The following is a 13,490-nucleotide window of genomic DNA, read 5'->3' on the forward strand; positions in this document are numbered from 1 at the left end:
GACATCTACGACTTAATGTCGTGGCCACCACCACACTGTTTCGTCGAGGTGAACCGGCGGCGCGGTAACCCATCGACTGGTGACCTCCGAGAACGTGGCTCCACCGACCGGTGGTCACGGCCGGCCCGATCGGCACCCGGGCCGCCTACCGCAACCCCGCTACGGCATCCGGCGCGTCGGCGCGCGCCCGCCCTGGCAGACACTCGTCAGGAAGGGACAGCCCTCGTATGTCCACATTGGACAAAGCACCTCAGCGACCCCGACGATGGTTCTCCGCCGGATCGGCGCTGATCCTGGTCGCCGCGGCCGGCACGGTCGCGCTCGGCGCCGGCCCGGCCGCACTCGGCGGCCCCACCGCCGCGCAGGCGCATCCGATCAACGCGACCGACTTTCAGCAGGTCGAGCTCGCCCGCGGCGTCGCCGAGATGGGCGAGCCGATGTCGTTGGCCGTGCTGCCGGACCGGTCGGTCCTGCACACCGCGCGCAACGGCACCCTGCGCCGCACCGACGCGAACGGCAGCACCTCGGTGATCGGCACCCTCCCGGTCTACACGCACGACGAGGAGGGCCTGCAGGGCGTCGGGGTCGACCCGAACTTCGCCACCAACCGGCACATCTTCCTCTACTACGCCCCGCCGCTGTCCACCCCCGGCGGGGACGCCCCGGCCACCGGCAGCGACTTCTCCGCCTGGCAGGGCGTCAACCGGTTGTCCCGGTTCACCCTCAACGCGGACTTCACCGTCAACCAGGCCAGCAAGGTCGACGTGCTCGACGTGCCGGCCGACCGGGGACTCTGCTGCCACGTCGGCGGGGACATCGACTTCGACGCCGCCGGCAACCTCTACCTCTCCACCGGCGACGACACCAACCCGTTCGACTCCGCCGGCTACGCGCCGATCGACGAGCGGACCAACCGCAACCCCGGCTACGACGCCCAGCGCAGCGCCGGTAACACCAACGACCTGCGCGGCAAGCTGCTCCGGATCAAGGTCAACGCGAACGGGACGTACTCCATCCCGGCCGGCAACCTCTTCCCGGCCGGCACGGCCCGGACCCGCCCGGAGATCTATGCGATGGGCTTCCGCAACCCGTTCCGGATCAGCGTGGACAAGGCCACCGGCGTCGTCTACGTCGGCGACTACGGGCCGGACGCCGGCTCCACCAGCGCCACCCGTGGGCCCTCCGGCCAGGTGGAGTTCAACCGGGTCACCGCGCCGGGCAACTACGGCTGGCCGTACTGCACCGGCACGAACACCAGCAGCGAGACCTACAACGAGTGGGACTTCGCGGCCAACGCCACCGGCCCGAAGTTCAACTGCACCGGCGGGCCGACGAACAACTCGTTCCGCAACACCGGTCTGCCCACCCTCCCGGCCGCCAAGCCGGCCTGGATCCGGTACGGCGGCGACGCCGGCAGCCCGACCGAGTTCGGCGGCGGCTCCGAGTCCCCGATGGGTGGCCCGGTCTACCGGTACAACGCCTCGTCGACCTCGACGGTGAAGTTCCCGCAGTCCTTCGACGGGCAGTTCTTCGCCACCGAGTTCGGCCGGGGCTGGATCAAGCCGATCCACGTCAACGCCGACGGCAGCCGGGGCGTCATCGACACCTTCCCGTGGACGGGCAAGCAGGTGATGGACTCGGCGTTCGGCCCGGACGGGGCGTACTACGTGCTCGACTACGGCACCGGGTACTTCAACGGCGACGCCAACTCGGCGCTCTACCGGTTCGAGTACATCGGCGGCGGCAACCGGGCGCCGACGGCGGCGGCCAGCGCCAACCGCACCTCCGGCGCCGCGCCACTGGCCGTGACGTTCTCCTCGGCCGGCTCGTCCGACCCGGAGGGCGGGGCCCTGACGTACGCGTGGGCGTTCGGCGACGGCACCACCTCGACGGCGGCCAACCCGACGAAGACCTACACCGCCAACGGGACGTACACCGCCACGCTCACCGTCCGCGACCCGCAGGGGGCCACCGGCAGCGCCAGCGTGGTGATCAGCGTCGGCAACACCGCGCCGACGGTCACCATCAACGCGCCCGGTAACGGCAAGCTCTTCTCCTTCGGCGACACGGTGCCGTTCACCATCACCGTCACCGACCCGGAGGACGGCACGATCGACTGCACCAAGGTCAAGATGACCTACGTGCTCGGCCACGACCAGCACGGGCACCAGATCACCTCGCAGAACGGATGCTCCGGCTCGATCACCATCCCGGTCGACGGCGAGCACGACTACGCGGCGAACATCTTCGGCATCTTCGACGCCGAGTACACCGACGCGGGCGGCCTGACCACGCACACCCAGCACACCCTGCAGCCCCGGCACCGGCAGGCCGAGCACTTCAAGACCTCGTCGGGCATCAACACCTTCGACAAGGCCGCCGCCGAGGGCGGCAAGACCGTCGGTGACATCAACAACGGGGACTGGATCGCCTTCCAGCCGTACCAGCTGGGCAACGTGACGTCGTTCAGCGCCCGGGTCTCCTCGGCCGGCGCCGGCGGCACCCTCCAGGTGCGGGCCGGCTCCGCCACCGGCACGGTGCTCGGCTCGGCCACCGTCCCGGTGACCGGCGGCTGGGAGACCTTCGCCACGGTGAACGGGACGCTCAGCAGCCCGCCCGCCGGCACCACCACGCTCTACCTGACCTTCGCCGGCTCGGGCACGGGGGCGCTCTACGACGTGGACGCCTTCACGCTGAACACCGGCACCGCCACCGGCGGCACCGGCCCGATCCGGGGCCTGGCGAACAAGTGCCTGGACGTGCGGTCCGGCGCCACGGCCGACGGGACGCAGATCCAGCTCTACACCTGTAACGGCAGCACCTCGCAGGCCTGGACGGTGACGCCGAACTCGACGGTGCGGGCGCTGGGCAAGTGCCTCGACGTCTCCGGTGGTGGTTCGGCCGACGGGACGAAGATCCAGCTGTGGACGTGCAACGGCACGGGCGCGCAGAACTGGTCGGCGCAGGCCGACGGCACGCTGCGCAACCCGCAGTCGGGCAAGTGCCTCGACGTGTCGGGCAACAACTCGGCCGACAGCACGCCGGTGCACCTGTGGACCTGCGTGGCCGGCGCGGCCAACCAGAAGTGGATACTGCCCTGACCTGAGTTGAGCGGAGGGGTCGCCGGTTCCGGCGTACCGTCGAGACCGGTGGCCCCTCCCGACCGACCCTAGGAGAGCGACATGCGCAGACTCCTGCGACCCGTCCTCGGCGCGGCCACCGCCGTCCTCGCCGTCATCGCCTGCACCACCCCGGCCACCCCGGCCAGCGCCGCCGACGCCCCCTACGACGTGCTGGTCTTCTCCAAGACGGCCGGTTTCCGGCACGACTCGATCGCGGTCGGCACCCAGGCCATCCGCGACCTCGGCGCGGCGAACAACTTCACGGTCACCGCGACCGAGGACGCCGCCCAGTTCACCACCGCCAACCTGGCCCGGTTCGAGACGGTGGTCTTCCTCAACACCACCGGCGACGTGCTCAACGCGACCCAGCAGACCGCCTTCGAGTCGTACATCGGCGGCGGCGGTGGCTACGTGGGCGTGCACGCCGCGGCCGACACCGAGTACGGCTGGTCCTTCTACGGCAACCTGGTCGGCGCGTACTTCGCCTCGCACCCGGCGATCCAGCAGGCCAACGTGAAGGTGGAGAACCGGGCGCACGCGGCGACGGCGCACCTGCCGCAGACCTGGACCCGCACCGACGAGTGGTACAACTACCAGACCAACGCCCGGTCGACCGCCCGGGTGCTGGCCACCCTCGACGAGTCGTCCTACTCGGGCGGCGGGATGGGCGCCGACCACCCGCACTCCTGGTGCAAGACCTACAGCGGTGGCCGGTCCTTCTACACCGGCGGCGGGCACACCCAGTCGTCGTACGCCGAGCCGGCGTTCCGCGCCCACCTGCTCGGTGGCATCCGCTACGCGGCCGGCCGGACGAAGGCCGACTGCCGGCCGGAGACCGGCTACAGCACCCTCTACAACGGCTCGACCACCGGCTGGTCGCAGGCCGGGCCGGGCAACTTCAGCAACTCCGACGCCACCCTCACCTCCGTCGGTGGGATGGGGCTCTACTGGTACAGCGCGAAGCAGTTCACCAACTACTCGCTGAAGCTCGACTGGCGGCTGGCCGGCGACGACAACTCCGGGGTGTTCATCGGCTTCCCGCCGTCGAGCGACCCGTGGTCGGCGGTGAACAACGGCTACGAGATCCAGATCGACCCCACCGACGCGGTCGACCGGACGACCGGCGCGGTCTACACCTTCAAGTCGGCCGACATCGCGGCCCGTGACGCGGCGCTGAACCCGGCCGGGGAGTGGAACACCTACGAGCTGCTGGTCGAGGGGGAGCGGCTGCAGCTCTTCCTGAACGGTGTGAAGATCAACGACTTCACCAACACCGACCCGGTCCGCTCGCTCGCCGGGCACATCGGCATCCAGAACCACGGCACCGGTGACGACGCCTCGTTCCGCAACATCCGGATCAAGGAACTCGGCACCACCCCGCCGCCGACCGGCAACGTCACCGTCCAGGCCGAGGCGTTCAGCTCCGCCAGCGGCGTCAGCGCGGTCGGCAAGACCGGCGCCAACGGCGGGCAGACCCTCGGCTACGTCGAGCCGGGCGACTGGGCGGCGTACAACGGCGTCGACCTGACCGGGGTCACCTCGTTCCGGTCCCGGATCGTCTCCGGTGGGCCGGGCGGCACCATCCAGGTGCGTACCGGCTCGACCACCGGCCCGGTGCTCGGCTCGGTGGCGGTGCCGAACACCGGCGGCTGGAACACCTTCGCCGACGTCACCACGACCCTCTCCGGCGTACCGTCCGGCGCGCAGAACCTCTACCTCACCTTCACCGGGTCGGGCAGCGGGCTCTTCGACGTGGACGACTTCACCCTGGTGAAGGGGAGCGGTGGCGGCACCGGCACCGGGCCGATCCGGGGCCTCGCGGGCAAGTGCCTGGACGTACGCAACGCCGGCACGGCCGACGGCACGCAGGTCCAGATCTACACCTGCAGCGGCAGCGCGGCGCAGACCTGGACGGTGACGCCGAACTCGACCGTGCGGGCGCTGGGCAAGTGCCTCGACGTCTCCGGCAGTGGCTCGGCCGACGGCACGAAGATCCAGCTGTGGACGTGCAACGGCACGGGCGCGCAGAACTGGTCGGCGCAGGCCGACGGCACGCTGCGCAACCCGCAGTCGGGCAAGTGCCTGGACGTGTCCGGCAACAACTCGGCCGACAGCACGGCGGTGCACCTGTGGACCTGCATCGCCGGCGCGGCCAACCAGAAGTGGACCCTGCCCTGATGCGCTGATCGCGGCTCACGGTAGATCCGACAGCGACATGCCCCAGGGGAAATCCCCTGGGGCATGTCGCTCGTGTGGGGGCGCCGTGCGGGACGCGGCACCCAGGCTCTTCCGTGCCGCTTCCGGTCGACCTAGAGTGGGGGCGGCGACCGTGATGGTGGCCGGTGACCCGGCGGGAGGCGCAACCCGGCGGGCCCAGGTGCGTCCCGCACCCACCGGTGCTCCGCCGCGGCCCCGCCACGCACCGGTGCGACCGGTCGCCCTCGCCCCGGTCCGCCCGTACGGAATCCCCATTCCAACAGGGGAGAGAAGGACAATGGCGCGACCTATCACGCTCTTCACCGGCCAGTGGGCCGATCTTCCGTTCGACGAGGTCTGCCGGCTCGCCTCCGAGTGGGGCTACGACGGGCTGGAGATCGCCTGCTGGGGCGACCACTTCGAGGTCGACAAGGCGCTCGCCGACGACTCGTACGTCGAGCGCAAGCGGGAGACCCTGGCGAAGCACAACCTCCAGGTCTTCACGATCTCCAACCACCTGGTCGGCCAGGCCGTCTGCGATCACCCCATCGACGAGCGGCACCAGGACATCCTGCCCGCCCGGATCTGGGGCGACGGGGAGCCCGAGGGGGTGCGTCAGCGGGCCGCCGAGGAGATCAAGGACACGGCCCGGGCGGCGGCGAAGCTGGGCGTGAACACCGTCGTCGGCTTCACCGGCTCGTCGATCTGGCACACCCTGGCGATGTTCCCGCCGGTGCCGCCGTCGATGATCGAGAAGGGCTACCAGGACTTCGCCGACCGGTGGAACCCGATCCTCGACGTCTTCGACGAGGTCGGGGTGCGGTTCGCCCACGAGGTGCACCCGAGCGAGATCGCGTACGACTACTGGACGACGAAGCGGGCGCTGGAGGCGATCGGCAACCGGCCCGCCTTCGGGCTGAACTGGGACCCGTCGCACTTCGTCTGGCAGGAGCTGGACCCGGTGAACTTCATCTTTGACTTCGCCGACCGGATCTACCACGTGGACTGCAAGGACGCCAAGGTGCGCACCGGGGACGGGCGGCGTGGCCGGCTCGCCTCGCACCTGCCCTGGGCCGATCTGCGCCGTGGCTGGGACTTCGTCTCCACCGGGCACGGCGACGTGCCGTGGGAGGACTGCTTCCGGGCGTTGAACGCGATCGGCTACTCCGGACCGATCTCCATCGAGTGGGAGGACGCCGGGATGGACCGCCTGGTCGGCGCGCCGGAGGCGCTCCAGTTCGTCCGTCGGCTCGCCTTCGACGCCCCGACCGCCGCCTTCGACGCGGCGTTCAGCAGCAAGGACTGAACCACCCGGCCCGGGGGTCGGCCGCCGGCCGCCCCCGGCCCGGTCAGTGCGTGGCGAAGACGTGCTCGCTGACCAGCCGCGCCGCGCCCACCAGCGCGGCCCGGTCGGCCAGGTCGGTCAGCACGACCGGCATGGTGCCGGTGGCCAGCGGGGCCGACCGGCGGTAGACCACGCTGCGGATCTCGGCGAGCAGGAGGTGGCCCGCTCCGTCCGGCGCGCCACCGATCACGACGATGCCCGGGTTGAAGAAGCTGACCAGCCCGACCAGCACCCGGCCGAGGCGCCGCCCCGCGTCGCGTACCACGGTCTGGGCGGCGGGGTCGCCGGCGGTCGCCGTGGCGGCCACGTCCCGCACGGTCAGCGTGCCCGCCGCGGCGAGCCGGGCGGCCAGCGCACCGGGCGGACCGGACCGCGCGGCGGTCAGCGCCGCCCCGACCAGCGCGGCGTCGCCGCAGTAGGCCTCCACGCAGCCGCTCTCGCCGCAGACGCAGGCCGGCCCGTCCTCGCCCAGCGGCAGGTGCGCGATGTCGCCTGCGCTGCTGGTCGCGCCCCGGTAGAGCGTCCCGCCGAGCACCAGGCCGCAGCCGATCGCCGTGCCGAGCTTGAGGTAGAGGAAGTCGTCGAAGGTACGGCCGATGCCGGTGTGCTGCTCGCCGAGGGCGAGCAGGTTGGCGTCGTTGTCCACCAGCGCCGGGCAGCCCAGCTCGGTGGCGAACGCGTCCCGGACTCCGAACCGCTGCCAGCCGGGCAGGACCGCGGGCGCGACGGAGGTGCCGGCCTCGGCGCCGACCGGCCCGGGCAGGCCGATGCCGACCCCGGCCAGCTCGGCGACGCCCAGTTCGGCGCGGAGCTTCTCGACGAGTTCGACGGCCCGAGCGATCACCGGTTCCGGCCCGCTGTGGACGTCGACCGCCTCGTCGGCCTCGGCCAGGACGTTCAGCTCGCCGTCGGTGATCGCCACCCGGACCCGGTCGGCGGCGACGACCACGCCGGCGAAGCGCACCCCGCCGGCGAGGCGCAGCAGCGAGGAGCGCCGCCCGCCGCGGGAGGCCGCCGGCCCGGCGGTCTCGACCAGGCCCCCGGCGACCAGCCGCTCCAGCTCCGTGGTCAGCGTCGAGCGGGACAGGCCCAGCGCGTCGCCCAGCTCCACCCGGGAGCGGGGGCCGTCGTCGCGGAGCAACCGGACGAGACGTGCCTGCTGCGTGTTCTCCGGCCGGACGAGCACCATCGCCATCACCTCCGGCTGGAGTCTTCCACGACGGTGTTACCGCCTTGTAGCGACCAGGGGCCGCATCCGATGACGGATGCGACCCCTGGCGTTACCTGTCGAGTCTGTCAGCCCCGCAGACTCGACATGTGCTGGTAACTGATCTCCGCGTACCGCAGCGAGCGGCCCGGATCGGTGGCTCCGCCCGGCGCGTTGTCCTGCTCCCACATCGGGTTGTGGTAACCCTTCGCGCCCATGTTGGCGAAGAAGCTCCCGTAGTCGATGTCACCCTCGCCGAGCGGCACCATTGCGTAACCGGCCGCGCTGGCCGGGTCGTAGGTGCCGTCCTTGGCGTGGAACAGCGGGAACCGGATGGTCTGCGCGGCGACCACGGCCAGCGGGTCGAAGATGCTGGTCTGGGTCACCCCGTCCGGGTCGGTGTAGCTGCGGAACCGGTGCTGGGCCACGTGCGCCCAGTAGATGTCCATCTCGAACCAGACCCACTCCGGGTTGGTCAGCCCGATGAAGTACTCCAGCTTGCGCACGCCGGAGGACCGGGTGGGCCGGCCCTGGGCGTCCAGCGGTCCGCTGTCGAGCAGGAAGTTGTACGCCGCGTCGTGGTTGTGCGTGTAGAGCTTGAGCCCACGGGCGGCGGCCATCTCGCCGAAGGTGTTCCACCGGTCCACGGCGGCGTCCCAGTCGGCCTTGTAGTTGCTGCCGGTCGGGTCGTTGCCGGTGCCGATGTGGGTCATGCCGAGGATCTCGGCGGTGTCCAGCGTCTGCTCGAACGCGGCGACGGTGTCCGGGGTGACCGTGCTCGGGACGGAGGCGTGTGAGCCGTTGGCGCGCAGCCCGTTGTCGTCGAGGATCTTGCGGATCTCCGTCGGGGTGATCTGCCGGCCCAGGATCGAGGTGTTCTGGGTGTACCCGGCGAACTCCACCTCCTTGTAGCCGATCTCGGCCAGCCGGCCGAGGACCCGCTCGAAGCCGTACGGCACGCCGCTGGTGTCCGGGGCGGCGCTGATCCGGTCCCGGACGCTGTAGAGGATGATGCCGCGCTTGCCGGTGGGGACGAGCAGGCCGTTGCCGGCGAAGGCCGGGGAGGCCAGGCCGGTGGCGCCGACGGCGGCCACGCCGGCGGCGCCGGCCAGGGCGCCGAGCATCCGGCGTCGGCTCATCCCGTGCTGACTGTCGTTCATCTGCTGCCTTTCCTGGTGCGGTTGGTGGGTGGAGCGGTTGGCCGGGACCGCCACGGCGGCCCCGGCCACGGCGTCGTCAGGACGTGACGCCGATGCCCTGTCCGGCGAACTCGATCCAGTTCAGGTTTCCGAAACCGCTGGTCGGGCCGCCCGGAACGGTGGTGAAGACGAGGTAGAGCCGGTGCGGACCGCCCGGGTCGGTGATCGGCACGGTGGTGCTGGTGAAGGCGTTGTTGCCGGTGGTGGCGTTGACCACCGCGGTGCCCAGCAGCGGGCCGGTGGGGGAGTCCAGCCGCAGCTGGACGCCGAACCGGGGTTGCCCGGCGGTGGCCGCGCTGCCGCCCGAGGTGCGCAACGTGACCGACTGCATGTTCCGCAGGTCCACCGTGTTGTTGACCGCGATCCAGTCACCCGGGTCGAGGCTGCCGCGCTGCTGCCCGCCACCGGTGTCGGCGCTGGCGCCGACGGTGGTGCCGGACTGGTCGACGGCGAACTCGACCTCCTGCCGCTTGTCCTGGATGACCTGCTGGTCCACCGTGGTCAGCGCCGGCTGCCCGTTGGCCCCGAGGTCGGTGTAGGAGGCGCTCACCACGCCGTAGATGTAGCCGCCGTGCGAGGCGTCATCCGGGTCGGTGGGCAGCACCCCCGAGCAGCCGAACTGGTTGGCCTCGCCGTGCCCGTGGCTGTCGTGGCCCAGGACGAAGGTCACCTCGACCTTGCCGCAGTCGACCGGCCCGTCCTCGGGGTCGGTGACCGTCACCGACCAGGGGATGCCGTCACCCCAGCTGAAGAAGCCGCCCTCCAGCGGGGTGTTGACGGTGACCGTCGGCGCGGTGTTGCCGACCGTGATGGTGGTGTTGGCCGACGCGGTCTTGCCGCTGGAGTCGGTCACCGTCAGCCGGGCGGTGTAGACGCCGTTGGCGGTGTAGGTGTGCGTCGGGTTCGGGTCGACCGAGTCGGTCGTGCCGTTGCCGTCGAAGTCCCAGGCGAACGAGATGGAGTCCGCCGGGTCCGGGTCCTTCGACCCCTCGCTGCTGAACGCGACGGTCAGCGGTGCGGTGCCGTTGGTCCGGTCGGCGGTGAGCACCGCGTTCGGCGCCCGCAGCCCCTTGACGTAGCTGAACTTCAGCATCGCCGCGTCCGGGTTGACGTTGAAGAACCCGTCGCCGTACGTCAGCAGGTAGAAGTTCCCGTCGGGGCCCCACTTCATGTCCATCGGGTTGTCACAGAGGAACGGCTTCGTCGGGGTGGTGGGCGCCTGCCCGCAGTTCAACACATTGTTGATTTTCAGGATGTCGCCCTGACCGTCGAGCCGGATCTCCTTGAGCGTGTCCCGCGTGAACTCGCCGAAGAAGATCGCGCCATCGAAGTACGCGGGGAACTTCGTCTCCGACCTCAGCTCCGGGTCGTAGTCGTAGCGCGCCGCGCCGTGCGGGCCGACGCCGCCGGTGCCCAGCTCCGGGAAGAGCACCGGGCAGGTCTGCGTCGGGGTGGACAGGTAGGACTCCGGGCAGGGAGTCGGGGCCTGGAAGGAGTACCAGAGCTCCGACTTCTGCACCGCCGGCAGGTCGGTCAGGCCGGTGTTGTGCCGGGAGGTGTTCCGCGGCGCCGCGCAGTCGAACGGCGCCACCGGCGAGATCGGGTTGGTGGTCCAGTTCATCTCGATGTACGGCAGGTTCGGCTGCACGCACATCGGCCAGCCGTAGTTCGCCGGCTTGTCGACCACCATCATCCGGCCGGTGCCCGCCGGACCCCGGCCCACCGCGGCGGTCGAGGAGTCGGGGGAGTAGTCGGTGATGTAGGCGACGTCGTCGGAGTCGAGGGTGATCCGGAACGGGTTCCGGAAGCCCATCGCGTAGATCTCCGGCCGGGTCTTGTCGCCCGGATCCTGCGCCTCGGGGAACATGTTGCCCGCCGGCACGGTGTAGCTGCCGTCCGGCTGGACCGAGACCCGCAGGATCTTGCCGCGCAGGTCGTTCGTGTTGGCCGAGCTGCGCCGGGCGTCCACGAACGGCGCCTGGTAGACCCCGGTGGCGCTGACCGAGTCGTTGTGCGGCGAGAAGCCGCCCGAGCCACCGCCGCCGGCCGGGGTGTCGTCCCCGGTCACCAGCCAGAGGTTGTTCGCCGAGTCGAAGGCGATGTCACCGGCGACGTGACAGCAGGCGCCCCGGTCGACCGGCACCTGGAGGATCTTCTGCTCCGATGCGACGTCCAGCGACGGGGACTCGCCGTCGACGAACTTGAAGCGGGACAGCTGGAAGTAGCCCTTCCACTGGTCCCAGGCCGCCGGATCGGTGCTGGTGGTCGGCGCGCCGCCGGTGGGGGTGTCCAGTGGTGGCGCGTAGTAGAGGTACACCCACTTGTTGGTGGCGAAGTCCCGGTCGACCGCCGGCCCGTACATCCCGTCCTCGCTGTGCGTGTAGACCGGGATCTGGGCGAGCACGGTGGTCTGGTTGCTCTTCGGGTCGTGCAGCCGTACGCCACCGCGACGGTCGGTCTGGATGACCCGGCCGTCGGGCAGCACGTCGAAACCGATCGGCTCGTTGACGTTCGGCTGCGCGCCGACGACCTCCATCTGGTAGTTGGCCAGCACCGTCGCACCGCAGTCGCCGTCGGTGGTGCCGGCCGCCCACTGGATCGCTCCGGCGAGGTGGGCCCGCAGGTCGGCGCCGGAGTAGCTCTCCGGGGTGGCGCCGAGTCCGGTGTAGAAGGAGCGGCCACCCTGGTAGTCCTTGCACCAGGTGACCGGGTGGTCGAAGCCCATGTTGCCGCCGGCGTACGTCTTCTCGTCCACCGTGGCCAGGACGTGTGAGAAGCCCCGGACGTTGGCCGCGAAGTTGTACCACCGGTCGGTCGTGGTCCACCGCTCGGGCAGCGGGGCGGACGCCGGGTGCACCCGGTCGGCGACGGTGACCGTGGCCGGGCTGGCCGGTGCCGCGGGCCCGGCGGCACGGGTGCCGAGCACCTCGTCGAGGAAGGACCAGCCCGGCTCCGCCTCGATCGCCGAGTGCACGCCGACGAAACCACCGCCGTCGCGGTAGTACTGCTCGAACGCCGCCTGCTGGGCGTCGGTCAGCACGTCGCCGGAGGTGTTCAGGAACACCACCGCGCGAAACTGCTTGAGGTGCGGCTCGTCGAACTTGCGGGAGTCGTCGGTGACCTCGACGGTGAACCGCCGGTCCTTGCCGAGTTCCCGGATCGCGGCTACCCCGGCGTCGGTGGCGGCGTGGCTGCCGCCGGCCGATCGGGTGAAGACGAGGACCTTGTACTGGATGCCGTTGCTCTGCTCGGCCGGGGCGGCCTGCGCCGGCGCCGGTTGGTGGGGTTCGGTCGCGACGAGCGTCGCGCCGACGAGGGTGAGAAGGCTGAGGTAGGTGACGGCTCTTCGGCCGATGGGTCTGCGCATCGAACCTCGCTCTGGTCGGGCGGGTCCGCCCCAGCGCCGGTACGTCGCTGAGGAGGTCGCCGGGGGAGTACCAAGAGCCTGGCCAGGTTCTACGCAGGACGATATTTGCGGGTGACACTAAAGAGAAGGGGTAACCGGCAGAAGTTTTTGTCGATCCGGTCGAACTTTCGTTCCAAATCGGAGAAAGTCTCCCCAGGCGTCGACCGCGCGGCCGTGACGTGCGCAGACACGGTACGGGCCCGACCGCCGAAATGGCGGTCAGGCCCGTACCGAGGTGCGACTAGAGGGTGTTGCTGTTGGTGCCCGAGCCGGACGGCTTGGTCCGCGGCGTGGTGCTGGCCGACGAGGTCGACCCGCCACTCGACGCACCGGTGCTGTGCTTCGCGCCGACCGTTGCCGGCGTGCCGGCGAACGCGTCGTCCGCCGCCGTCAGCTCCTGCTTGTGGCCGTTGCCGGTGCCCAGCTTCTCGCCCAGCTTGGTCTGGCCGAGCTTGTCCTTACCCTCGCTGTAGAGCCGGGTCGCCTGGGCCTGGGCCACCCCGGCCGCCTCCTGGACGGTCGGGTGGTCGAGCACCTTGCGGCCCCGGACCACCAACTCCTCGTACTTCTCCCGGCCGGCACGGGCGCCCAGGACGAATCCCGCAGCCAGCCCGCCAAGAAACATGATCTTTCCGCGCATGGCGGCTCCTTCCGTACCTGACGCGCCGTCGGTCCCGTCGGGTCACCCCGGCGTACGACCACCTCGCGCCTGCGTCCTGTCGTCCGCAGCTAACTACCCATCCTGCTCCGTACTCATACCTGCTTGTGCCGTGATGACGATTTATCCGAATTGCCGATCCCCACCGTCTCGGGTGGCCGGCCACTTCCCGGACCGGGGCGGGCTCGGTAACCCCCTGGACTCACACCCCCCGGAGTCCTGTATTCTTGTCCCCGTCGCACGGCGCCGGAGAGATCCGCACGCCAGCCGATGCAGTCCCCTGTAGCTCAATTGGCAGAGCAGCCGGCTGTTAACCGGCAGGTTATTGGTTCGAGTCCAATCGGGGGAGCCACTCCA

The 13,490-nt window shown here is 70.7% G+C and carries 7 protein-coding genes and 1 tRNA gene; 4 read left to right on the forward strand and 4 right to left on the reverse strand.

Translation table 11 applies throughout. The features are described 5' to 3' along the window. Positions 1-236: 236 nt before the first annotated feature. The 3 genes from ACIP9D_RS27610 (at position 237) to ACIP9D_RS27620 (ending at position 6,624) form a co-directional block, all read left to right on the forward strand. A complete protein-coding gene (locus ACIP9D_RS27610) occupies positions 237-3,101 on the forward strand; it encodes a ricin-type beta-trefoil lectin domain protein (protein ID WP_400451191.1) in 2,865 nt (954 codons plus the stop codon). An 81-nt stretch (positions 3,102-3,182) separates the two neighbouring features. Then, positions 3,183-5,300: a ThuA domain-containing protein gene (locus tag ACIP9D_RS27615; RefSeq protein WP_350874072.1), complete on the forward strand. Its 2,118-nt coding sequence runs from the start codon at positions 3,183-3,185 to the stop codon at positions 5,298-5,300. 316 nt (positions 5,301-5,616) lie between these two features. Next, positions 5,617-6,624 (forward strand): sugar phosphate isomerase/epimerase family protein, encoded by a 1,008-nt coding sequence (locus tag ACIP9D_RS27620; protein WP_350874073.1) that lies wholly within the window; start codon positions 5,617-5,619, stop codon positions 6,622-6,624. 43 nt (positions 6,625-6,667) lie between these two features. Here ACIP9D_RS27620 and ACIP9D_RS27625 read toward each other — a convergent pair whose 3' ends face one another. From ACIP9D_RS27625 to ACIP9D_RS27640, 4 genes are all read right to left on the reverse strand, one after another. After that, positions 6,668-7,852 carry an ROK family transcriptional regulator gene (locus ACIP9D_RS27625; protein WP_350874074.1) on the reverse strand — a complete coding sequence of 395 codons (1,185 nt, stop codon included), beginning with the start codon at positions 7,850-7,852 and terminating at the stop codon, positions 6,668-6,670. Positions 7,853-7,959: 107 nt separating this feature from the next. Then, entirely contained in the window at positions 7,960-9,030 is a 1,071-nt protein-coding gene (locus tag ACIP9D_RS27630) for a sugar phosphate isomerase/epimerase family protein (protein WP_350874075.1), read from the reverse strand. Positions 9,031-9,106: 76 nt separating this feature from the next. Then, positions 9,107-12,436 carry a ThuA domain-containing protein gene (locus tag ACIP9D_RS27635; protein ID WP_350874076.1) on the reverse strand — a complete coding sequence of 1,110 codons (3,330 nt, stop codon included), beginning with the start codon at positions 12,434-12,436 and terminating at the stop codon, positions 9,107-9,109. A 280-nt stretch (positions 12,437-12,716) separates the two neighbouring features. Beyond that, entirely contained in the window at positions 12,717-13,115 is a 399-nt protein-coding gene (locus ACIP9D_RS27640; RefSeq protein WP_350874077.1) for a hypothetical protein, read from the reverse strand. Positions 13,116-13,409: 294 nt separating this feature from the next. Between ACIP9D_RS27640 and ACIP9D_RS27645 the strand changes: the two genes are divergently transcribed. Beyond that, positions 13,410-13,485, forward strand: a tRNA-Asn gene (locus tag ACIP9D_RS27645). The last annotated feature ends 5 nt before the right edge of the window (positions 13,486-13,490 follow it).

The organism is Micromonospora sp. NPDC093243 (assembly GCF_044753725.1).
Taxonomy (GTDB): domain Bacteria; phylum Actinomycetota; class Actinomycetes; order Mycobacteriales; family Micromonosporaceae; genus Micromonospora.